Source organism: Microcoleus sp. S28C3 (assembly GCF_036700785.1).
GTDB lineage: Bacteria > Cyanobacteriota > Cyanobacteriia > Cyanobacteriales > Microcoleaceae > Microcoleus > Microcoleus asticus.
Window position 1 is genome coordinate 23,269 of record NZ_JAUBPO010000048.1, and the last position, 22,689, is coordinate 45,957.

At 45.1% G+C, this 22,689-nt stretch carries 18 protein-coding genes; 7 read left to right on the top strand and 11 right to left on the bottom strand.

What is annotated here, in order from left to right; genetic code table 11:
* Positions 1-72: 72 nt before the first annotated feature.
* From QUA13_RS15855 to QUA13_RS15870, 4 genes are all read right to left on the bottom strand, one after another.
* The gene (locus QUA13_RS15855) at positions 73-279 is read right to left on the bottom strand and encodes a type II toxin-antitoxin system HicB family antitoxin (RefSeq protein ID WP_293125396.1); all 207 of its coding nucleotides are present in this window, start codon (positions 277-279) and stop codon (positions 73-75) included.
* Positions 279-476 carry a type II toxin-antitoxin system HicA family toxin gene (locus QUA13_RS15860; RefSeq protein WP_265237275.1) on the bottom strand — a complete coding sequence of 66 codons (198 nt, stop codon included), beginning with the start codon at positions 474-476 and terminating at the stop codon, positions 279-281. The genes QUA13_RS15855 and QUA13_RS15860 overlap by 1 nt, the downstream gene beginning before the upstream one ends.
* Before the next feature lie 234 nt (positions 477-710).
* Positions 711-1,619 carry a hypothetical protein gene (locus QUA13_RS15865; RefSeq protein ID WP_333199942.1) on the bottom strand — a complete coding sequence of 303 codons (909 nt, stop codon included), beginning with the start codon at positions 1,617-1,619 and terminating at the stop codon, positions 711-713.
* Between the two features lie 25 nt (positions 1,620-1,644).
* A complete protein-coding gene (locus tag QUA13_RS15870; protein ID WP_333199944.1) occupies positions 1,645-2,142 on the bottom strand; it encodes a type I restriction-modification enzyme R subunit C-terminal domain-containing protein in 498 nt (165 codons plus the stop codon).
* A gap of 107 nt (positions 2,143-2,249) precedes the next feature.
* Between QUA13_RS15870 and QUA13_RS15875 the strand changes: the two genes are divergently transcribed.
* Positions 2,250-3,200 (top strand): DNA polymerase beta superfamily protein, encoded by a 951-nt coding sequence (locus QUA13_RS15875; protein ID WP_333199946.1) that lies wholly within the window; start codon positions 2,250-2,252, stop codon positions 3,198-3,200.
* Positions 3,201-3,245: 45 nt separating this feature from the next.
* A complete protein-coding gene (locus tag QUA13_RS15880) occupies positions 3,246-4,022 on the top strand; it encodes a nucleotidyltransferase domain-containing protein (protein ID WP_333199948.1) in 777 nt (258 codons plus the stop codon).
* 167 nt (positions 4,023-4,189) lie between these two features.
* Here the strand turns inward: QUA13_RS15880 and QUA13_RS15885 are convergent, their stop codons facing one another.
* Both QUA13_RS15885 and cobJ read right to left on the bottom strand, forming a co-directional pair.
* Entirely contained in the window at positions 4,190-4,969 is a 780-nt protein-coding gene (locus QUA13_RS15885) for a hypothetical protein (RefSeq protein WP_333199950.1), read from the bottom strand.
* A gap of 515 nt (positions 4,970-5,484) precedes the next feature.
* Positions 5,485-7,239: a precorrin-3B C(17)-methyltransferase gene (gene cobJ / locus QUA13_RS15890; protein ID WP_333199952.1), complete on the bottom strand. Its 1,755-nt coding sequence runs from the start codon at positions 7,237-7,239 to the stop codon at positions 5,485-5,487.
* 219 nt (positions 7,240-7,458) lie between these two features.
* On the opposite strand from cobJ, the gene QUA13_RS15895 reads away from it, so the two are divergent.
* A complete protein-coding gene (locus QUA13_RS15895) occupies positions 7,459-11,394 on the top strand; it encodes a cobaltochelatase subunit CobN (RefSeq protein WP_333199954.1) in 3,936 nt (1,311 codons plus the stop codon).
* A gap of 206 nt (positions 11,395-11,600) precedes the next feature.
* On the opposite strand, the gene QUA13_RS15900 is transcribed toward QUA13_RS15895, so the two are convergent.
* On the bottom strand, positions 11,601-12,215 hold the full coding sequence (locus QUA13_RS15900; protein ID WP_333199956.1) for a COP23 domain-containing protein: 615 nt from the start codon (positions 12,213-12,215) through the stop codon (positions 11,601-11,603).
* Positions 12,216-12,585: 370 nt separating this feature from the next.
* Between QUA13_RS15900 and QUA13_RS15905 the strand changes: the two genes are divergently transcribed.
* The 3 genes from QUA13_RS15905 (at position 12,586) to QUA13_RS15915 (ending at position 16,711) form a co-directional block, all read left to right on the top strand.
* Positions 12,586-14,271, top strand: coding sequence for an NAD-binding protein (locus QUA13_RS15905; protein ID WP_333199958.1), 1,686 nt, complete (start codon positions 12,586-12,588; stop codon positions 14,269-14,271).
* A gap of 169 nt (positions 14,272-14,440) precedes the next feature.
* Positions 14,441-16,234 (top strand): N-acetylmuramoyl-L-alanine amidase, encoded by a 1,794-nt coding sequence (locus tag QUA13_RS15910; protein WP_333199960.1) that lies wholly within the window; start codon positions 14,441-14,443, stop codon positions 16,232-16,234.
* 81 nt (positions 16,235-16,315) lie between these two features.
* Entirely contained in the window at positions 16,316-16,711 is a 396-nt protein-coding gene (locus QUA13_RS15915) for an SH3 domain-containing protein (protein ID WP_172188714.1), read from the top strand.
* A gap of 117 nt (positions 16,712-16,828) precedes the next feature.
* Here QUA13_RS15915 and QUA13_RS15920 read toward each other — a convergent pair whose 3' ends face one another.
* Positions 16,829-17,389 (bottom strand): Uma2 family endonuclease, encoded by a 561-nt coding sequence (locus QUA13_RS15920; protein ID WP_333199962.1) that lies wholly within the window; start codon positions 17,387-17,389, stop codon positions 16,829-16,831.
* 77 nt (positions 17,390-17,466) lie between these two features.
* Positions 17,467-18,444 carry a hypothetical protein gene (locus QUA13_RS15925; protein WP_333199964.1) on the bottom strand — a complete coding sequence of 326 codons (978 nt, stop codon included), beginning with the start codon at positions 18,442-18,444 and terminating at the stop codon, positions 17,467-17,469.
* Between the two features lie 63 nt (positions 18,445-18,507).
* Between QUA13_RS15925 and QUA13_RS15930 the strand changes: the two genes are divergently transcribed.
* Positions 18,508-19,704, top strand: coding sequence for a CapA family protein (locus tag QUA13_RS15930; protein WP_333199966.1), 1,197 nt, complete (start codon positions 18,508-18,510; stop codon positions 19,702-19,704).
* A 319-nt stretch (positions 19,705-20,023) separates the two neighbouring features.
* On the opposite strand, the gene QUA13_RS15935 is transcribed toward QUA13_RS15930, so the two are convergent.
* Positions 20,024-21,559, bottom strand: a complete 1,536-nt coding sequence (locus tag QUA13_RS15935) for an NAD(P)/FAD-dependent oxidoreductase (RefSeq protein WP_333199968.1) — start codon at positions 21,557-21,559, stop codon at positions 20,024-20,026.
* A 269-nt stretch (positions 21,560-21,828) separates the two neighbouring features.
* Complete coding sequence (locus QUA13_RS15940) at positions 21,829-22,590, bottom strand: cobalt-precorrin-6A reductase (protein ID WP_333199970.1); 762 nt, start codon at positions 22,588-22,590, stop codon at positions 21,829-21,831.
* Between the last annotated feature and the right edge of the window lie 99 nt (positions 22,591-22,689).

A 22,689-nucleotide genomic window follows, 5' to 3' on the forward strand; every position in this document is an offset into this window, starting at 1 on the left:
CCTCTTATTTCTTAGTCCCCCTCTGCTGGGACGAAATTTTGTGTAGCCGCAGTTTCAACTGCCCTCAGCTTCTTAAGCTTCAACATATTCGCAAATAGAGACAGGTTCGGGAATCGGAAAAGCATCCTCTTGTAGTCCTTCAATATGGAAGGCGATCGCCTCTTTAATTAAATGCCTCACCTCTTCTAAACTTTCAGCCACAGCTACACATCCAGGTAAATCGGGAACATAAGCACCGTAGCTAGTTTCACCCTTCTCAATTACAACAGCATAACGCATTAATCTTCCTCCTCTTCTAGTTGAGCTTGCCGCCAAACACTTTTAAGCGTACCAATTGGCATATCAACGCCTAAATTACCCGACACCGTGACAGTCCCAGCCTTTTCTGGGTGTTTAAATTGACGATGACTGCCCTTTGTTCTAGCTAAATACCAACCATCATCTTCTAACATTTTAATAACTTCTCTAACTTTCATTTTTCATCTATAAAACTCATCAACTCCCGCACTTCTATCCCCATAATATGCTCTAACTTCAGCAACCTCTCCATTGTAACCTGCGCCGCTGATAAAAAACCTCATCCTGCTTTGGGTTCCAGAGTCCCGACGATCGTAATCTCTCCCTAATTGGGTCAACTGGCCGGAGTTCAGCGTCAGTGAGCATTTTTTAGAGTCTGTTTGTAAAGAAATTTAGATTCCTAAATCCCCTTGCTAATGATTCATCCAATTACTAAGCTTGAGAGTTGAGTTTTCTACCCAATATTCTCGTCCAAGTTTTATCAATCCTCTAGGCAACGGATTTTTGGCTAGCGGATTATGTATCAATACAAAATCGTTTCCAGGGTAATTTGGATAATTTAGTGCATCTACATTTGAAAATAAGATAGCACTGATTACGTCATATTTAGAATTTAAAAATATATTTGTTGACACAAGGCTACCTGATTCATTATAAGATGCGCCTTGATATTGATGATGTACATCTAATACTTCTAAGGAGTCGATATTTATTTCTATAACTTCATTTCCAAATGGAAGAACACAACGAACTATTCTAGGAATATCTATCTCTTTGCTTGCCGATGGGATTGCACCACCATTCACAGCTATAACATAGCAATCATCTTCTAAAATGATTTTTTTCTCAGTATATAAATAGTATTTCTTATACTTTTTATCTATCACAGAACAGTAACGTAGTTTGATTTGCTCATCGGGAACATCTCTAACTACTCCAAACTCTATTTCAGGAACTGCATTAGCACTCCTACCTGCTGTTGGGGCTACGGCTTCCAACCATACCTTCAATTTTCCACTCAAAATCAGTAAATCTGGTCCCCCTTGACGCTTATTATATTGATCTAATGATACTCCTTGTTTAATCAAAGAAAACCCTAAGTACATTTCCCAAAACCGAGGATGAAAATCTTTTCTTACTTCTTGCAAAAAATCCTTATCTGCATAAGGCTCATACAAAGACCACATATGCTCAATATTTTTCTTGTCATCCTTCAAAAACATAGATTGAATAATTTTTTCGTCTTCCGAAAAAGTGAGACCGTCTCTAAGACTATTATATAAATCATCTTCAGCAGGTTCAAAGGTAAAAAAAGAAGACATGGCAATTCTAAATTAAAATGAAACTCTAAGCAGCTAACCGTTCCGTAAACTCAATCAACTCATCCACCTGTTTCTCCCTAAACCACCGCTCCACCGCATCCTGTCCAAACCTATCCAACGGTTCCTCATACAAATCCGCCACCTCCAACCGCCGATTCTTCAAAAACACATTCTGCACCGCCCGTAAAAACCGAATCAGATTCGCATTAAACTGCCGCTGGCTAATAAACTCCTCAAAATTCCGCCGCACGACCTCCTGATAATCCGGCAATGCCTCAATCTCCATCAACTCCCGCAAAAACGCCAGCAAACTATTCACCTTCAAATTAAACGCCTTGCGAATATTCGACTCCGACAACTGCACGTTTCCCCCGCCTAATTCTTGCCGCATTGTACGTTCTAACGCCACCAGTTGCAAGTCTGTCACCGTTTCCCCATTCCGAATTGCCGCGATCATCGGGTGAGTCTCCACAATTTCCAACACCTTTTCCTTAAGCCGCTGGCGGTGTTCCTCCTTGATCATTAGACAATGTTCAACAAGACCAAATCCGCGATCGCCCAAAACTTCCCTTCTATACTACACATATGCTACACTAATATCGTAGCTCGTGCCCCGCAGGAGGTTCCCTCATGGCAAATGCCAATATTTCTCAAAATTTCAACTTAATCATCCCCGCAGGAACCCAAATTGTCACCAAAATCGAGGTCAAAAACCCCGCAGGCGACCAATCTTGGAAACCGGGATTAGTAGGGGTCATCGTTCAATCGCCTACGGACAATTCCCACGCATATTTAGTCAAACTCCCAGACGGAACACAAGTTAGTTTGCGGCGACACGAACTCAGCATCCGCAAGCAGTTTCAGAGCGAAGGATTGCAGTCAGGAGGAGATTTTCTTGCAGAATACAACCTCTATGATTCTGTAATTTACCGCTGCATTGTTGGTTCGAGAGCTTACGGTCTTGATAACGAGCAATCCGATACAGACAGACGCGGGATTTACCTGCCACCGGCAATACTTCATTGGTCGCTTTACGGGATTCCAGAACAATTGGAAAACAAGGAAAATCAGGAATGCTATTGGGAACTGCAAAAGTTTCTGGTTTTGGCACTAAAAGCTAATCCAAATGTGCTAGAATGTTTGTACACGCCTTTAGTAGAAACTGTTTCTCCTGTAGCACAAGAATTGCTGGAAATTCGGGAAATCTTTCTTTCTCAATTGGTTTATCAAACTTACAATAGCTACGTTTTGTCTCAATTTAAAAAAATGGAGCAAGACCTCCGCAATACCGGGGAAATTCGTTGGAAGCACGCGATGCACTTAATTCGCTTGCTGCTGTCAGGAATTACGGTGCTCAAGGAGGGGTTTGTGCCGGTTCGCGTGCAGGATTATCGATCGCAACTTTTATCTATCCGCAACCAAGAAGTATCCTGGGAAGAGGTGAATCGCTGGCGGTTGAGTTTGCACGGTGAGTTCGATCGCGCTTTTGCTGCAACTTCCTTACCGGAACGTCCTAATTACGAGAAAGCGAATCTGTTTTTGATAGAAGCGCGTAGAGGTGCGATCGAAATCGGATCTTGAAATCGCTTCTATACAAACAAAGCCCGCCTGCACGGACTGAAATAAATGACAGAATACATTTCCGATTTAGCCCAAATTATCTCCGTTCAACCTTATCCGCTGCTGTTTGCGACTGTCAGCGGTTCGCACTTATACGGCTTTCCTTCCGCAGATTCTGACTTCGACTTGCGGGGAGTACACATCTTACCGCTACCGAAAGTAATTGGACTGATTTCTGGAGAAGAAACAATCGAAGTTTCTGAGGTTCGGGAGGGAATGGAACTAGATTTAGTAACTCACGACATTAAGAAATTTTTTGAGTTGCTGTTGAAGCGCAACGGCTATGTGCTAGAACAACTGTATTCGCCGCTCATAGTTTACAGTACAAAGGAACACGAGGAATTAAAGGAGATCGCCTCTGACTGCATTACCAAGCACCACAGCCACCACTATCTCGGGTTTGCTCAAACTCAATGGAAATTATTTGAGAAAGAACGCCCGCGTCGGGTTAAGCCGCTGCTGTACGTTTACCGGGTGTTGTTGGCTGGGATTCACTTGATGCAAACCGGGGAAGTCGAGGCGAATTTGGTGAAACTTAACGAGAAGTTCCAGTTGTCGTATATTCCTGATTTGATCGATCGCAAGCTGGCTGGGGAGGAAAAATCTGTGCTGGAAGATACAGATATTGAATTTTATCAGCAAGAGCGCGATCGGCTAATCAATATATTAGAAGAAGCAAGTTTTACAAGTCATTTGCCGTCAAATCCTAATGCAAAGGTTGCTCTTAGCGATTTTCTGGTAAAGGTGAGGATCTCCTCTCTAAGCTCTTCCACCTCTAATTAGCCATTTGGTGGAGCAAGCAGCCTATATATTAGTCGTTTGGTGCGCCGAAGAGCGCAGAACCTCCAGTCCAAAACGCATCAGTACCAAATAAACCGGGCTTTTAATCGCCAGTAAAAGCCCGAATGCAGTATATTCGTCTATCAAACCCGGTTTCAAAAGATTTACTTTTATAGGTTTCTGTTTGCTGGTTCGCTAAGGGCAGGTATGCTGAAATTTTGATACTCGGTAGCTTGTGGGCTTTTTCCTGGTATGTAAATATTCCAATTTACCCCGCCTAAATAGGTCTTGATATATGAAATCAAGGCGTGGATAAATACAACGATGCCCACCATTTCAAATGACTCTTCAACGGTCGTTAATATCACGTAGGATATAGTCCCCGGGCCCGCTGTATAAACTATGTATCCCGCTAGCATTTCCACTCCGATGGCTCCTCCAATATAAAGAGCGCTTGCTGCAACAAACAATTTTCTTGTAGAAACCGGAAGGTGGAACAGAAACTTACTGTAGGATAAGAGAAATACCGCTACTAGAAAACCTATCGGCACAACCCAACTAAAGTAAAGAAATCCTGTAGCATTTATCAGGCTTCGCATCGGGTTAACAAGCTTTTCATGCAATTGACTCACTTCGTCTAAAGATAGATATAAAAAGATGAACGATAAAATTTTCCAGTGATGCTTGTAGCGACAACTATCCAAATTTTTCGCATAGGCGATCACACCCAGCAAGACAGAACTAAACAGCAATGCCAAAAATGAGTAGAAGGTTGGAATGTTCCCCTCGTAATCAACGTTGAATCCGTTTGCCAAGAAATCTCTAGACGGGTAATCCGGCAAGAAATACAAAGTCATCTGACTTAAGAAAGATAGTACAGCTAGACAGACCACCACTCGAAGCAGCAATTGGGTTACAGCTCCTGGATTTAGAGGAATTTGGAATTTCATGTTCTCTTAACCGTTCTCTTAACCTTTGGTTAAATGTATGTTATCAATAAAAATCTTTTTCCCGTATATCTACAGACATAGAAGACTCATTCTGGTGAAAGGGCGCTTTTGTTACCGTAAGATTACTGTAAGATTAAGGAATTTAGCAGACATCGATCGCCTTTAATTTTATTGTTGCTATAGAAAAAATGTTTTATTTCCAGAGGACTAAATTATATCTATCCGAAGATGAAGCTAAAATCCTTACTACGGTAGGTAGATATCTAAATTAGATCGATGTCTGCCAGAAAAACTCGGCTTCAGGAAGCCGAGATCCCTCAGTATCAAAGATTGCTGCAATCAAAGGCGAGCGCCGATCGATCTCAGTGAAAACCATGAGATGAAATAAGAGACCGATCGAGTGATTCGCCGCCATTTGTTAACCTCGACTCCCCCCAGCGAGAGTAAAATATTTCCTTGTCAAAGTCAATTAGCTTTGAGTCAATTGCTTATTTCCCAAGTTTTTGCTGCTTTACTTATTTTTCGTACCTGCGCGGCGTGTAAACCCAAACATCTCCATATTTGCGGGGAATAATCCGAGTCTGACTCGAACCGACAATCACTAAAGTTCTCATATCGGCGTCTTGCGGCTGGAATTCGCCGAGGGTGCAAACCCGCACAGATTGACCGGGCCGACCGAGGTTTCGCCCCAGTACGACGGGGGTTTTAGGATCGCGACTTTGCAACAAAATCTCGATCGCCCTAGAGAGTTGCCAAATCCGCTGTTTCGAGATCGGATTGTAAAATGCGATCGCGAAATCTGCGATCGCAGCGGCGGAAATCCTCTGTTCAATGACCTCCCAGGGCTTGAGAATATCCGAAAGCGAAATCACGCAAAAATCGTGTCCGAGGGGTGCTCCGATCGCAGCAGCGGCCGCCTGCATGGCTGAAATGCCCGGTGCTACCCGAATATCTATGCCCTGCCATTCGGGTTTGGCATCAAAGTCGATCGCCTCAAACACCGCCGCCGCCATCGCAAAAATCCCCGGATCTCCCGACGAAACCACGGCGACCGATTTTCCCGATGCTGCTAAATCTAGGGCAAAACGGGCGCGATCGATCTCTTCGCGGTTGTCGGAATCGTGCCGCTGTTGCCCTTCCCGCAGGGTTCCGGCTAAGTCGAGATAGAACTTGTAACCAACCCAATCCGTGGCTTCGCGCAGGATTTCTTTAACTTCCGGCGACATCCAGGGCGCGCCGCCGGGGCCCGTACCGACGATCGCCAGTTTGCCGCGGCTAATTCCGATCGCCCTAGCATCAAAGGGTTGGGCGGCCAGGGCGATCGCGCAATTCAGGGCTAAAGTGCGATCGCATTCGATTAACTGACTGTTTGCACCGGCTGCTGTGAGGGCAATTTGTGCGGCCTGATTTTCGATGAATTCAATAGAGTTTAATTCGACAAGTTCGGAGAGATTGAAAAAACGGACGGGAACTTGAAATTTTTCTGCAACTGCTTCTAATGCCGAATTTCCCATCTCATCTTTTAAGGCAAAAAATCCTGCAATTGCAGCGGCAGCTAAATTTGTTTTTGCCAGTAATTCCCGCAAGCAAGACACGGCTATTTCTGGCTGAATATTCGATAGGTTCGCGAGGGCAACTGCCGCAATTTTCGGATGGTAAACCAAACAATCTGGCGCAGGCAAAACTGCTTTTTCGGTAACGCGGATGGTCGATCGGGCATCGGGGGCGATCGGCAAATTGCTCTCGGAAAGCCAGCTTGCAGCGCCTTCTAGGCGTACTTTTGCCCCGGCGAGCAAATTTGAAATAAAAGTTTTCGCGTCCTCTGGATTCGCCAAATAATAGCCCTGGGGAGGGCTTAGCAGCGCGGTGCGAAACCGAATATCTCCGGTGGTGGTAATTGCAGGTTGTACGCCCAGGGCTGCTGCAATCTCTCTGGCCAAATCATTAACGCCGTGCAAACCGCCCAGCAGAGGTACTACGGCGCTTCCGTCTTCTGCGACGGCTAAAACTGGCGGTTCGGCGCGTTTGTCTGACAGCAGCGGGGCAAGGGTGCGGATGATTATTCCGGCGGCGCAGATGCCGATGATTGGGGTTTCTGTTGCAAACAATTCCCGCAATGTTTCGCCGAAGTTGGTAAAGTTGATGTCTGTGTCGTTCGTGCGATCGATTAAACCGTAAATCTGGGAACCGGGGAAATGTGCGGAGATTTTTTTGGCGATCGGCAGGCTGTTTTGACCTAAGATAACTATTGCGGGAGGTATTCGATTCACTGTTGTAAATATGGCTGTGTTTGGATTGGTTTGATTATTTTAATTGGTTCTTACATTAATAAGACATATTTTATGAACCGCGAAGGCGCGAAGGGCGCGAAGGAAGAACAAGAAGTGAAGCAAGTAGTTTTTATCTTTTATTAGTGGCACAGGCATCTTGCCTGTGATTTTCTGCAATTAGTCTATCATTAAAAGAAGCAAATATTTCGAGGTAGGGCTGTGAAACGCATTGTTTTAATTGCAGGGTTTGAATCTTTTAATGCTGATTTGTACCGCAAAGCTGCCGAGTTGGCTGTTTCTGGGTGTCAGGGATTGGAAGTGCGGGTTTTTAGCGATCGTGCCCTCGCAGATGAACCCGATGCTGTAGCAGCCGCCCTCTCTACTGCTGATGTGTTTTTCGGGAGTTTGCTGTTTGATTACGATGCGGTAATGTGGCTGCGAGAAAGGGTGCAACATATCCCAATTCGCCTGGTTTTTGAGTCTGCTTTGGAATTGATGAGTCTTACTCAAATCGGCGCTTTTAAAATTGGCGACAAACCGAAGGGAATGCCGAAGCCTGTTAAGTTTATTCTGGATAAGTTCAGCAACGGGCGAGAAGAAGATAAGCTGGCTGGTTATATCAGCTTTTTGAAGGTGGGGCCGAAGTTATTAAAGTATGTGCCGGTGCAAAAAGTGCAAGATTTGCGCAACTGGCTGATTATTTACGGTTACTGGAATGCGGGCGGTGCGGATAATGTTGTTTCGATGTTTTGGATTATTGCCGAAAAGTATTTGGGGCTGAAGGTTGCAGAAATTCCGCCGCCTGTGGAAACTCCCAATATGGGTTTATTGCATCCCGATTATAATGGTTATTTTGAATCGCCCCGGCAATATTTGGATTGGTATCTCGGTAATCAAAGTGCTAGGGGCGGGCAAGATGCCCGTTCCACAACAAAAGAAGCTAGACATCTTAATAGAAAGGGTTATAACGGGCATCTTGCCCGTTCCACAAAATTTGAGACTAATTTGTCTGAAAATTTAGACCGGGTTTCTAACGGGCAAGATGCCCGTTCCACAGAATTTGACACCAATTGGTGTCAAATTTCAGACATAGTAAAATCTCCAGTTGTGGGAATTTTGCTTTACCGCAAGCACGTTATCACCAAACAGCCTTATATTCCTCAATTAATTCGCTATTTTGAAGATGCGGGAATTGTGCCTTTGCCGATTTTTATCAATGGCGTTGAAGGCCATGTGGCGGTGCGGGATTGGATGACTACTGCTGATGAAACTGCGCGGCGAAAACAAGGCAATATTGAAACTCTTTCGCTTTCTAAAGATGCTGTGGAAGTTGACGCGATTATTTCTACTATTGGCTTTCCTTTGGTTGGCGGGCCCGCTGGTTCGATGGAGGGTGGGAGGCAGGTGGAAGTTGCTAAGCGCATTTTAACTGCTAAAAATGTACCTTATTTTGTGTCCGCACCTCTGCTGATTCAGGATATCCATTCTTGGACTCGTCAGGGGATTGGGGGTTTGCAAAGTGTGGTATTGTATGCTTTGCCTGAGTTGGATGGCGCGATCGATCCTGTTCCCCTGGGCGGTTTGGTGGGTGAGGATATTTATCTGGTGCCCGATCGCGCGAAACGCCTGACAAGTAGAATTAACAATTGGGTGAAACTGCGGAAAACTCCGCCATCTGAACGGAAAATTGCGATTATTCTCTACGGGTTTCCTCCCGGTTACGGGGCGGCGGGTACGGCTGCTTTATTAAATGTACCGAAATCGCTGCTAAATTTCCTGCACAAACTTCAAGCAGCAGGTTATACAGTTGGAGAAATTCCGGCTGACGGCGAGGAGTTAATTCGCAGGGTGAAAGAGGCGGATGATGCAACCGCAGATGCAGGCGGATTAACGCGGATGAACGCAGATACGGAGGGAATTTACGGCAATACTGTTAATGTTAAAACTCTGGAGAAATGGCTGGGCTACTTGTCAACAAGCCGCATCGAAAAACAGTGGAAATCTCTGACTGGTACGGGCATTAAGACAGACGGCGACGAGTTCCAAATCGGCGGCATTCAACTGGGGAATGTTTGGATAGGTTTGCAGCCGCCGCTGGGAATTTCTGGCGATCCGATGCGCTTGATGTTCGATCGCGATTTGACGCCTCACCCTCAATACGCTGCTTTTTACAAGTGGCTGCAAAATGATTATCAAGCTGATGCTGTGGTTCACTTCGGAATGCACGGCACTGTTGAATGGTTGCCGGGATCTCCTCTGGGAAATACTGGCTATTCTTGGTCGGATATTCTGTTGGGAAGTTTGCCCAATCTTTATATCTATGCCGCTAACAATCCGTCGGAATCGATGTTAGCTAAACGTCGCGGTTACGGCGTTTTAATTTCTCACAACGTGCCGCCCTACGGTCGCGCTGGTTTGTACAAGGAATTGATGGCTTTGCGGGATTTGATTGCGGAATATCGGGAAGATACGGCAAAGAATTATGTGCTGAAGGAGGCTATTTGTAAGAAAATTTTAGATAGCGGTTTGGAGGCTGATTGTCCGTTTGATGATGCTCAAAAATTGGGGATTGCTTTTAGTTTTGAGAATGTGGGAATGTTCAGTGCTGATGCTTTTAACCGCTATCTTGTGAAGCTGTACGAGTATCTGCAGGTGGTGGAATCTCGCTTGTTTTCTTCTGGTTTGCACGTTCTGGGGGAACCGCCTAATTCTGAGGAAATGACCTCTTATCTTGAGGCTTATTTTGGGGATAGGTTGTCGGAGGAACAGGTGAAAGCAATTGTTTCGCAAACAAGCACAGGCAAGATGCCTGTGCCACAAGAGGGGTTTGGTGAGGTTGTTGAGGAGGGTTTGTTGGTGCGGGATTTGTTGTTGCAAACTTCGGATGAGTTGACAAATCTTTTGCGGGGTTTGAATGGGGAATATATTCTGCCTGCACCGGGTGGGGATTTGTTGCGGGATGGGGCTGGGGTGTTGCCAACTGGTCGGAATATTCATGCTTTAGACCCTTATCGGATGCCTTCTCCTGCTGCTTATGAAAGGGGCCGCGAAATTGCTCGGAAAATTATTGAGAAGCACCTTAAGGAACAGGGAAATTATCCTGAGACTGTGGCAGTGATGCTGTGGGGTTTGGATGCGATTAAAACGCGGGGCGAATCTATTGGAATTCTGCTGGAATTGGTGGGGGCTGAACCTTTTAAAGAAGGTACTGGCCGCATTGTTCGCTATGAATTAAAGCCGTTAGCTGATGTCGGTCATCCCCGGATTGATGTGTTGGGAAATCTTTCGGGGATTTTCCGAGATAGCTTTGTGAATATTATTGAATTGTTGGATGATTTGTTTGTGCGGGCGGCGGATGCTGATGAACCGGAATCGGATAATTTTATTCGCAAACACGCTTTAATTTTGCAGGGACAAGGTGTGCAGAATTATTCCGCAAGGTTGTTTTCTAATCCGGCTGGGGATTTTGGTTCTTTGGTTAACGATAGGGTTGTTGATGGTAGTTGGGAATCGGGGGATGAGTTGGGGAAAACTTGGGAAAGTCGCAATGTTTTTAGCTACGGGAGGAAGGATAAGGGGGAAGCGAGGCCGGAGGTTTTGACTCAGTTGTTGCAAGGGTGCGATCGCATAATTCAAGAAATTGATTCTGTTGAATACGGTTTAACTGATATTCAAGAGTATTATGCGAATACTGGCGGTTTGAAGAAAGCCGCAGAAAAGCAGCGCGGCAAAAAAGTCAATACCAGTTTTGTCGAAAGTTTTTCTAAGGATACAACTCCTCGCAATTTAGAAGATTTGCTGCGTTTGGAATATAGAACTAAGTTGCTCAATCCTAAGTGGGCTAACGCGATGGTCAATCAAGGTTCTGGCGGCGCTTATGAAATTTCGCAGCGGATGACGGCGTTAATTGGTTGGGGCGGAACGGCTGATTTTACTGATAGTTGGGTTTACGATCAGGCGGCTGATACTTATGCTTTGGATGAAGAGATGGCGAAGAAGTTGCGGGAGGCAAATCCTGAAGCTTTTCGCAATATTGTAGGGCGAATGTTGGAGGCTAACGGGCGTGGTTTTTGGCAGCCGGATGCGGATAAGTTACAGCAGTTGCGCGAGTTGTACGAATTGACTGATGAGAAGATTGAAGGGGTGGCAGTGTAGTTTTTTTAGTCTAAATATGTAGGGGCGGGCTAGAAGCCCAACCCACAATAGTTTCAAAATTTCTCAGGTGCAAGCATTGGAATTAATATTACCCACAGCCAGGACACGGCACTGCCGTGTCCCTACCATTAATCGCGGTAGGGACACGGCACTGCCGTGTCCTCTATGTCTGAATGCAATCGGGAACGATATTAGAGGCGCGGCTATTAAATACCCCGATCGCCCTGCGGTTTTGCTACAGGAACTGACGGTTTATTGTTTGGAGAATTAAAAGCTCGATCGACCATATCTCCAAAGGGAACAAACTGCGGTGCAGATGATTGAGTTCCTGTTCTGAACGTTGTAACTGGCCCGCCGCCGTCTTGGGCAAAATTAATCAATCTCGTTAAAGCATCACCGGGATTTTTAGCATTGCGCTTGTCTAGGGTGAACAGCAGATTTTGAGAGTTGCAGCGCCCCCGTCCGTTCACGTAACAAACTACGGGCAAGTTATTAACAATTCCTGTTGTTAACTGCAAGTTGCTCAATCTTCCGCCATTCTGGGCAACAGCTTTGGTCAGTCTATTGGAAACAATTTGACAGCGCTGCCAAGGTGTATATTCGCGGCCGAACTCGGTAGATTTCCAAAGAATCATCGGATCGGTCGTGACATTTCCGCGCCGCGCAATTGTCACAAAATTGCGACCGGAAGTAACGCACTGAAATGTTGTTTTAGTGTTATTCAAAGAGTTGCTGGCTGGAGCTGCTTGCACTTGGCTTGCAAAGGCGACAGTACCGGCGAAAACTAAAGCGGATGCTAATAAGGGTGCACTCAATTTCATAATAACTCCTGCCGCTAAGGCAGCTAAATTTATCTAGGAAGTCATAGTTGTAGGGACAGGGCAGTGTCCTGTCCCTGCCTATTCACATTCTGCGGGTTGGCTGTCGCACCCGGATATTTTTCAAAGATTAAATTAGGTTATTGCACCTCATATCTGTAAGTACAGCGCACTGCTGTGTCCTTGTTTCAAAACTTGGGAACGCGGCTGTAGAGACACGGCACTGTCCTTTCCTTGTTCCAAAACTTCGAGGCCACGGTGGCACAAGTTTCCTAGATAGTCTTTTTAGCTACATTCTGCAAAGCCAGGAGAGTCAACAATGGTAAGTAAAACTACAAGGACAGCTCCGAAATTGGCTGGCAAATAAATTTTTATGAAACCTCGAATCATTGTTTGCGGGTTGGGCCACACGGGACACAAGGTTTTTTGTTTGTTGAGACAGCAAGGAGCTATTGTTGTTGGTATTAGCGATCGCCCAATTCGCGGCGAAACTTCAGATGTGGTTGTCGGCAATTTGCAAGCAGCTTCTACCTTGTTGGCGGCTGGCATTCAAAATGCTCACACTTTAGTAATTGCAGCAGACGATGATGCTGTGAATTTGGCAATTTTGATGCAGGCGAGGATTCTCAATCCTCAGATTCGCATCATCAACAGATTGTTCAATACTAGCTTGGGCGACAGGATTGACCACACTTTGCCCGAGCACACTTCCATGAGCGTTTCATCATTGGCTGCTCCGGTTTTTGCCTTTGCGGCTCTCGGAAATCAAGCGATCGGACAGTTGCGTTTGTTCGATCGCACTTGGCCGATTCACGAAGAATATATCGATGAAACACATCCTTGGAAAAATCGCAAACTGAGCGATTTGTGGGAGGATCGATCGCGAATGTTGATTTATTATCTCCCGGCTGCTAACAAAACTGATTTAGTATCGGCGGTGCTTGCCGATCGGCAGTGTCAGCAGGGCGATCGGCTAATTGTTGCCACTCAGCCGACTATCCACAGCCCCCAAAAAACTTTAACTCAAAAACTGCTCAAAACATTAACTAGCCTGCGCCGATTTCAGCAGCACAGCCAAGCAGCAGTAATTGTTGTACTGACACTGCTTTCAATGATTGCCGTTGCTACTGCTACCTATATTTGTGTTGACGATAATATCTCAATTGTCGATTCTCTCTATTTTTCAGTAGGGATGATTACCGGAGCCGGAGGCCATGAAAAAGTAGCCGAACAAGCTCCGGAAAGCATTAAACTATTTACAATTGTCATGATGTTAGTTGGAGCCGGCATCGTCGGCATCTGCTACGCGCTGCTTAACGATTATGTATTGGGAACTCGCTTTACCGAATATTGGGATGTGGCGCGAGTGCCGCAGCGCAATCATTACATTATTTGCGGACTCGGAGGAATGGGTATCCAAATTGCTAAAGAACTGTACACTAACGGTTACGATATTGTGGCGATCGAGCAAGATCCGAACAGCCGATTTCTGAGCACGGCTCGCTCAATGAAAATTCCGGTAATTCAGGGAAGTGCCAGTTTGGCCGCAACTCTGGAAGCTGCTAATGTTAAGGAAGCGGCAGCACTTTTGGCTGTTACTAGCAGCGATATGTCTAATGTCGAAATTGCCTTGAGCGCTAAAGGATTGGCGCCAAAACTATCAGTTATTGTCCGCAATCAAGACCCACATTTTGCTTTGATGGTGCAGCAAGTTTTTGAGTTTGAAGGAGTTTTGAACCCTACGGAATTGGCTGCTCCAGCTTTCGCAGCGGCGGCGATTGGAGGCAGAATTTTAGGGAACGGAGTGACGGCTGACAGTCTATGGGTTTGCTTGGGCACATTGATTACCCCAAAACATCCTTTCTGCGGCCACCGCATTCAAGATGCCGCTAAGTCTGCTGATTTTGTGCCTCTGTATGTGGAAACTAATTGTCAAACTATTCACGGCTGGGATTTACTGAATTTTTGTTTGAGTACGGGGGATGTTTTGTATTTGACGATGCCGGCGAATCGGTTGGAGCAACTGTGGAGAACGACCTCGGAATTAATTAAAACTTAATGGTTTGACGCGGAGATTTATGTGGCAGCTCGCTCAATTGCAACTACAAACCTGATAAAATGGGTTCTGTCTAGTAAATAAGACTTAGGACTAATCCTCAGAAATCCGGTTTCTTAGGGCAAGTTCTAGTATAAATAATCAACAGACTCTCAATTAGTTGCGATTTAGAATGAGAAAATTTTTAGGATTAGTTGTGTTTGGGATTATCGTGGCGATCGCCTCTGTAGCTGTCGCCGCTCAACCTTTGTTTCTCGCTTATCCTCCCGCCAACCACAAAACTACATCAGATCGCATCTTTTTAATCGGTACAGCGCCCGCACCGGGACAAGTGTTAGTAAATGGCAACCAAATTTCGCGCACCGCATCCGGGCATTTCGCCCCGACTTTTCCGCTGCAACTCGGCGAAAATCTCTTTACCTTGCGTTACGAAAATCAGGAAGTCAAAATTAAGGTGACGCGCCAGTCGAATCAGCCGGAAGCCCCTGTAGGATTGGCTTTTGCTAAAGATTCCCTGACGCCGAAAGTCGATGTGGCGAGTTTGCCGGGGGAATATATTTGCTTTGGGGCGATCGCACCTGCGAATGCTCAAGTTTCGGTAAAATTGGCGGGCATTACTATGCCTTTAAAAGCGCGATCGCAAGTCGAACTACCCGACAACAAATCTGTACTGTTAGGTGAAAACTCCCCGATTAAAAAAGGCGGCAGCGAACAGTATCAAGGCTGCGGTAAAACCCCTGAGAACGCCCTCTCATCTAAGGGAGAAACAGTTGATTTAGGCGTGCCATCGTTTGAGCTAACAATGAACGATCGAACTATCAGCCAACAGGGTACTGGCAAGATTTCTATTCTTTCTCCGGCTGACTTAGAAATAGCCGAAGTAACAGCAGATCCTGGTGTCGCCAGAACCGGAGCGAGTACAGATTTTTCTCGGATGACACCGCTGCCGAAGGGAACGCGAGCAACAATTATCGGGCGCGAGGGAGAATGGCTCAGACTCGATTACGGTGCTTGGATTAAAGCAGCGGAAGTGCGAATTGTCCAGGATTCCGTGCCTCCGCGATCGATTATTCGCAGCGCCAGCTCGCGTCAAGTTTCCGGCTGGACAGAAGTATTATTCCCCTTAGAAACACCAGTCCCAGTCACTGTGCAGGAAGGAGAAGGCACTTTTACTTTAACGCTATACAATACCACCGCTCAAACTGACATTATTCGTGTCTCTGATGACCCGGTAATTTCACGTTTGGTATGGCAACAAATCTCGCCGCAGCAAGTACAATACACTTTTAATCTCAAATCTACCCAGCAGTGGGGCTATAAGCTGAGATACGACGGCACAACTTTAGTGCTGTCTTTAAAACACCCGCCGGCGAATACAAGCATGATGCCGAATTCGCAAGCAAAACCCTTATCGGGAATTAAGATTCTCATCGATCCGGGACACGGCGGGCCGGAGGATGGAGGTGCGGTGAGTCCAGTGGGAATTAGGGAAAAAACAGTAGCTTTAACAGTGTCGAAATTGGTGCAACAGGAATTGGTCAATCGGGGTGCGAATGTGCTCATGACGCGGGTAGAAGATGTCGATTTGGATTTGCCACCGAGGGTGGAAATGATTCAAAAAGAAGAACCTGCGATCGCAATTTCAATTCACTACAATGCTTTGCCGGATAACGGCGATGCCATTAAGACTAAAGGCGTCGGCGCTTTCTGGTTTCACCCGCAAGCGCACAGTTTGGCAATGTTTTTGCACAATTATTTAGTTGCCAAGTTGAACCGTCCGAGCTATGGTGTATTCTGGAACAACTTAGCCATGACCCGTCCTGCCGTTGCTCCATCTGTTTTAATGGAATTGGGATTTATGATCAATCCCGAAGAGATTGAATGGATTGTGAATCCGACAGAACAGAAGAAATTAGCCGAGGCGATCGCTCAAGGTGTTACCGAATGGTTTGCCTCTGTCAAATAACAGTTAGTAGTAACGACTGAAGTCCTTCTCAAAAAAATCACAGTCAGGACTTCAGTTCGGTCAATCCAAGGAAATGAAATAATGCTAATTTTTACTCAATCAAAAGCCTTTTTTATTGCAGCCGTCGTTGCAAGTTTTAGCTTCTCACTTTACAGCTTTCCTGTTTTCGGCAAGCAGCAAAGCCTTGCTCCCGCAAAAGCAGAAGCTTTAAAAAAGCAAACTCATTGCTCGTTTATTACAGGTGAAGGTGGCGCTGTTAACATTCGCAAAGGCCCAGGCAATAAGTACCCGGTTGTAGCTAAACTCAAAAGAGGAGACGGAGTTAGGGCTGTCAGCAGACAAGGTAATTGGGTGAAAATTGCGGCCAGATTTTCAGGAAATCCTCCTAATGAAACTTTTACAATCCTTGACGGTTGGGTGAACAATCAATTTATTAATGGCTGTTCCGAAGACCAATTTGACAGGTGGCGGCAATAGGGGATTTGGTTTGTAGTAAGGACTTCATTCCTGGGTTTAGATGATGACTTACATTCTTCACTACAAACCCAACCGGGAGATTTTGAAAATTGGCACAAAAAAGACGATCGCCCTGATTCATTCTTGCATTCTCAACCAGCTAAACACCTGTTCGGCGGTGATATTAAGGGGAATCATTTCGGGTACAGGAAGGACATCGCTACCTTCGCAGAATTGAGGTTGTTGGTTGGGTAAAAACGCTAAAATCGATCGATCGTCTGGATCGATTAGCCACCCCAACTGACAATTATGTTGAAGACAGTGAATAATTTTTCTAGTTACGCGATTTGAGCTTTGCTCTGGCGACAGGATTTCGATCGCCCAATACGGTGCAATTAGCACATCACCCAACGGTTCGCCACTGTCATCAAATTGAATCTGTTCCCACAATAGTACCGCAATATCTGGAACAATCGATCGCCCGCCAAAGGTACACCGCAACTCTGGAAAAGCATAAGCTACCTTGGGAGTTTGGGTCACCTGATTAATTTCGTTGCAGGTTCTTAATTGCAATAGGCTGTGCTTTGTTTTCGGCATAGGTTTTTGGATAATCTCGCCCTCAATGTATTCGCTAGCCGGTTTAGTTTCTGGCAGTTTCAGAAATTCTTCAAGGGTGAGACGCCCAGTTGCGATTGTCATAAATACATTCCTCAATTATACCTATCTTCAGTGTAATCAAAAAATATTTATTTTGCATAAAAATTGTGTTAAATAGCCTAATTTTGCGGAACAATCTGTTGTTTAAATTCAAACAAATTAGGATTTGTAGGGTCATAAAAAGCCCGCAACCAATGCACGTTTGGAGAACCAAAAGTTTCAACTCTCGTAAAATTTTTCATTCTCGGTAGTTGAGTCTCATCGGTAAAATAGGGTAAAGGTTTATCGATGCGGAAATAGTGAGTATCGCCGTGGACGAATACAACTTGCCCTGGGAAATTGCCTGTTTCTGTTTCCAGAGTGGCGATAAAATCGTTGTAGCCACTTCTTCTTTTGTCCGTCGGATCGAGTTCAAATCCCGGATTTGCCTGTGCAACTAACACAATTCCTTTGCTGTTGCTGCGTTTGGCTAAAGCAAAACATTCTTCGATCCAGGCTAAGTTAGCTGAATTGCGATCGGCATATTCTGCATCTGCCTCGGGAGTGCGGCCAAAATTGTTGTTGCTTCCCGGCATATTAATCGCAAAAAATACAATGCCATGATAAATCCAGCGGACATTTTCGCGGTATTTAGCAAACTGCGGGTTTTCGCTTTGACGGGTGAGAGTTAAGGTGCGCTTTCCCAAACTTTGATTACCGTTGCTAAATATTTCCCGCAGTTTAGCAAGTCTTTCTACTGGATCGTAACTGCCGTTATTTGAACGGTGACAATCCGTCCATTCATTGTCACCATAAACTAGAATAAACGGTATCTCAAAATTGTCAAATAACTGCTTGCGGCTGATAAAAGTTGCATCATCGCAGACACTAGAACCGTTTTTAATGTCGCCGTCGTGGACTACAAACGCTGCAGGCGATCTATTGATATCTGCAATCAAACTCGGAAATTTTGCTTCCTGTTCCGCACTGTAGGGCAAATCGCCAATCAAGGCAAATTCAAAAGGTTTATCGCCAGAAGTTTGAGCGTAAGTTAAAACACCAAAACTTGTAATTAATACAAAAACAATAAAGGCAATAATTAGATAGTTTTTTTTCATCTATTTAGCCGTAACTAATTTAGTTATGATACCATATAAGCCGAAAAATCACTCTCAAAAATCATGAATTTTAGTCGGTTGCTTTCGGTAATTGCCATGCTTTCGATCGCAGGCTGCAATATTCAAACGCCACAAACCAACACACAGCCTACAGAAAGTCGATCGCCAATTGCAGCCCCTGTTCCCGCCGAACCAAAGTCTGAGATCGAAGAAGCAAAACTAATTGCTGTCGGCGACATCATGATGCACAGTACCCAAACGCGATCGGGCTACGACGCAAAAAATAAAACATACAATTTTGACACTTTCTTCGCACCAGTTAAAAGTATCTTATCAACAGGCGATTGGGTCATCGGAAATCTCGAAACACCTTTAGCGGGGGAAGATGCGGGCGGATATACGGGATATCCGCTATTTAACGCACCGGCTCAATTAGCGGATGCGGCTAAAAAAGCCGGATTTAATATCTTGACAACCGCGAACAATCATGGTTTAGACCGTGGAGAAAAAGGGGTAATTAGGACGATCGTCAATCTGAGCGATCGTAAAATTGCTTCAACAGGAACAGCCCGATCGGCAACGGAGGCTTCACGAATTTTAATCAGCACCAAAAACAACATTTCCCTAGCTATTCTCGCTTACACCTACGGCACAAACGGCATTCCCATACCCAAAGGCAAAGACTATTTAGTTTCCCTAATAGACGAAAAAAAGATAGTCAAAGACATTGTTAAAGCCCGAACCAAAGGAGCAGATATTATCGCAATTTCCCTGCATTTTGGGAATGAATATGAGCGACAGCCAAACCCGCAACAAAAACAATTAGTTCAAAACCTATTAAAAGCTGGTGCAGACATCATTCTCGGCAGCCATCCCCACGTCGTCCAACCTTACAAAATTTTTAACTTCCCCGGGAAAAATGGCAAAACCCGCAAAGCTGTAGCAATTTATTCAATGGGAAACTTCGTTTCCGGTCAGAACAAAAATTATACAGACTTAGGCGTAATTTTGCAAGTAAATATTCGCAAAACCTTTCCCGAAAAAACTACAGAAATTACCAGCATCAAAACCATTCCGACTTGGGTACACCGCTATACTCAGAACAATAAAACGAACTATCGCGTTTTGCCCTTAGAAACAACTGTCAGCCAGAAAAAAGATACACTGCTCGCAACTTCACAGTATCCTGTTTTAAAAACATACCTGCAAAAAATGAACAATCATCTTAACTCTTTGAATAGTCAGAAAAAATCAAAGTAATTTGGCATTGAAAATTGGGAATTGGGCATTGATGATTGGAATTGGAGGCAGAGCCGAGCGATTTGTATCCCCAGGCAGTGCCCATTGCTAAGGTAACAGTTTAAGCTAGGGAAGCATTTGTCAATCAGCAATTATGATCAGAATTTACTCAAGTTTTTGGTAGAAAACTTAGATTTGGGCGATCGAACAATCAGGTAGAATCTTCAGCAAAAAAATTTATCCAAGCTTGGATATTCTTTCCAATTAGTGCGAAATGGGCAGCAAAGACCTGAGCAGCAGAATAGCGCATCAATTGATCCCTCGTAAGCTTTACAAGCAATCATGTATCCAACGGAAGAGGGTGTAGTGGAGTAGAGCGACTTTTCTTTTTGTGATTATATTCTTCGCATACGCCAAGATAATCTGATGGTTGATATCTGCCGAATATCTCAGCGAAAATGTTAGGCAATTTTCGATAAGGAGAAACACCCATATCTTTAAGCATGATGTCAATATATTGTTGAAAGCGAGTGTTGACTGCACAGGATCGCGAAGGTTCAAATTGAATATTTGCGCGTTTCCACTGGCGGATACATTCAATACTTTTTTCCATATTTTCGCTGGAAGGTAACTCAAGTTCACCACGCAAGTATGCACACAGCCATTGTGCGGCAATTTCGACAGCAGGCACGTGCATATATCCATGATTGAACCCGGCAAAGGCAATGCCAGGAATGCGAGGATGAAGCAAGTGGCGATATAACTGCACGCCATCGGGTTCGGTTTCTAAGATTTTTCGATATTTATCAGGCAAAAATGGAAAAATTGGCGTTTGCGAACCCAAAGATAGAATGACTAAATCGCATGGAATCTCGCAACCATTTTTCAACTTTACTGCTTCTGGCGAAAAACCAGATAATTCTGCACGGTGGGGCGAGATTTTTCCTTCTGCAATAAACGGATAGTAATCTTCAGGCGCAACCGCTGTGGCTGAACGTAAATCAGGCAATAGTTTGTGGTCTGGTTGTACAGCTTTGATGCGACTCTGGGCGGCTTGGTCTTTTCCAGAAACATTTCGCTGAACTTGAAAGCGGAAGATGGATGCAATCAAATCCCAAAAACCTGAAACAATGAAGCCAAGGCGATTGTGCAGGAAACGTTCAATGGCGGTTGGATGTGACCAACTTGTCATCATCACTGTTCCAAAACGGCTGAATAATGGGTAGGTAAAATGTACGCCCAAAATCCATTCTGGGATAAGCCAGCGCGGTGTACGAAATACATGATTTACTTGCGCGCCTTGTTTGGCTGCGAAAGTCGCCATGTCCAAAGCACTTTTTCCGAAGCCAACGATTACAACTCGTTGATTGTCGAATATATCAAGCGCGTGCACATCCCGTTCAGTGATGATTTTCCCGCCGAAATCTTTGATACCTGGAAATTCAGGTTGATACTTTCCTTCTGTATATTGCCCAACTGACATAACGACGTATCCAAATAATTTTTCGTGAACGCCATCCTGGTTTTTATATTTTAATAGCCACCCATCTTCTGTTTCTTTGAGTTCGATAACTTCATGATTTAACCGCACATCAAGCTTTAAATGGTTGACCGCTTGTTCCAAATAATTCAGGATTTGTTCTCCGGTGGGATGTAAATCAGGCGTGAATGGCCAGGGAAAATCAGATAAATGATACTGTTCCCTGATATTTTGCAGGTGTACGTTTGGGTATGCAAGTGCCCATACTCCGCCAAGCTTTTCGGATTTCTCGAAAACAACTGCTTGGAAACCATTTTTCTTGAGAATATGAGCTGTCGTAATGCCTGATATTCCCGCGCCAATAATGGCAATTGGCATACCGTTTTTGTATTGCATATATTTGAGTCTCCTTATTTGGTATGGTTATTAGAGTAATTCTCCTGACGCAGTGACAAAAAACCGGAAAGCCTTGCACTGAGAAGAGTTTAAATTTATCGCTCTCACACAGACAGAGGGGTTGTCACCCCGTCAAATCCGCGACCTTAACGCCAACTGCTGATAGTAGTCTAGGTAGTTGTAGACTAAGGGGAGAGCAATTCTTGCCGTCTGGCTGGTACAAGCTCAGTTGAGGCGCGCTGGCACATTCCGATGCCCCAAGGATGTAACTAATAACTCATAACTAATAACTGCTTAATTAACCAAGCGATCGCTCGTTCAACATCAGCAACCTGCTCAACATCGAGAATCTGCGGCCGCTGCACCATCACCACCGGAATTCCCAGTTCCCTCGCCGCGAAAATTTTGGCATAAGTAGCAGATCCGCCGCTGTTTTTACTCACAATTGTATCAATCTGATATTCTAATAGTAGTTGCCGCTCGTCTTCCAATGAAAAAGGCCCCCTTGCTAATAACAATTTACCGTTAGGAACAGGAGAATTGAGTGCAGGAGGATCGATCGCCCGCATCAAAAACCAAATAGCATCCAAACCCGCAAACGCAGCCAATTCCTGCCTGCCAATGGTGAGAAACACCCGCTGAGACTGCCCTAATAAAGCCTTTGCAGCCTCCGAGTGGCTGGCAACTTCAATCCAGCGATCGCCCTCCACCATCTCCCAAGCTGGACGCACCAGCATCAAATAGGGAACATTACATTCAGCAGCAGCAACAGCAGCATTGGCAGAAATCTGAGCCGCAAACGGATGAGTAGCATCAATTAACAAGTCGATCGGGCGATCGAGCAAAAACGTCGCCAGCCCAGCCGCCCCACCAAACCCTCCAATTCGCACCGTACCCGTTTTTGGGGTAAAAGGTTGCTGAGTGCGTCCTGCTAGCGAAGATACCACCTCTATTTCAGCGATTTGAGACGCTCTTGCCGCCAGTTCAGCAGCATCCCCCGTCCCGCCCAAAATTAGCAACCGTTTTTTCACCAAATTATCCTTAGTTGCGACTACACAAACTGGCGGTTAAAACCGCAACTACACAACCAAAGTCCGCCTGCGCGGACTAAAGAAAATCCAGGGTTTTAG

Excerpts from the sequence above, each read along its gene's own strand:
- QUA13_RS15920 (WP_333199962.1), bottom strand. The coding sequence starts at position 17,389 with ATGACAATCGCAACTGGGCGTCTCACCCTTGAAGAATTTCTGAAACTG.
- QUA13_RS15855 (WP_293125396.1), bottom strand. The coding sequence starts at position 279 with ATGCGTTATGCTGTTGTAATTGAGAAGGGTGAAACTAGCTACGGTGCT.
- QUA13_RS15910 (WP_333199960.1), top strand. The coding sequence starts at position 14,441 with ATGAGAAAATTTTTAGGATTAGTTGTGTTTGGGATTATCGTGGCGATC.
- QUA13_RS15860 (WP_265237275.1), bottom strand. The coding sequence starts at position 476 with ATGAAAGTTAGAGAAGTTATTAAAATGTTAGAAGATGATGGTTGGTAT.
- QUA13_RS15875 (WP_333199946.1), top strand. The coding sequence starts at position 2,250 with ATGGCAAATGCCAATATTTCTCAAAATTTCAACTTAATCATCCCCGCA.
- QUA13_RS15900 (WP_333199956.1), bottom strand. The coding sequence starts at position 12,215 with ATGAAATTGAGTGCACCCTTATTAGCATCCGCTTTAGTTTTCGCCGGT.
- QUA13_RS15905 (WP_333199958.1), top strand. The coding sequence starts at position 12,586 with ATGAAACCTCGAATCATTGTTTGCGGGTTGGGCCACACGGGACACAAG.
- QUA13_RS15930 (WP_333199966.1), top strand. The coding sequence starts at position 18,508 with ATGAATTTTAGTCGGTTGCTTTCGGTAATTGCCATGCTTTCGATCGCA.
- QUA13_RS15865 (WP_333199942.1), bottom strand. The coding sequence starts at position 1,619 with ATGTCTTCTTTTTTTACCTTTGAACCTGCTGAAGATGATTTATATAAT.
- QUA13_RS15935 (WP_333199968.1), bottom strand. The coding sequence starts at position 21,559 with ATGCAATACAAAAACGGTATGCCAATTGCCATTATTGGCGCGGGAATA.
- QUA13_RS15915 (WP_172188714.1), top strand. The coding sequence starts at position 16,316 with ATGCTAATTTTTACTCAATCAAAAGCCTTTTTTATTGCAGCCGTCGTT.
- QUA13_RS15880 (WP_333199948.1), top strand. The coding sequence starts at position 3,246 with ATGACAGAATACATTTCCGATTTAGCCCAAATTATCTCCGTTCAACCT.
- QUA13_RS15925 (WP_333199964.1), bottom strand. The coding sequence starts at position 18,444 with ATGAAAAAAAACTATCTAATTATTGCCTTTATTGTTTTTGTATTAATT.
- QUA13_RS15885 (WP_333199950.1), bottom strand. The coding sequence starts at position 4,969 with ATGAAATTCCAAATTCCTCTAAATCCAGGAGCTGTAACCCAATTGCTG.
- QUA13_RS15870 (WP_333199944.1), bottom strand. The coding sequence starts at position 2,142 with ATGATCAAGGAGGAACACCGCCAGCGGCTTAAGGAAAAGGTGTTGGAA.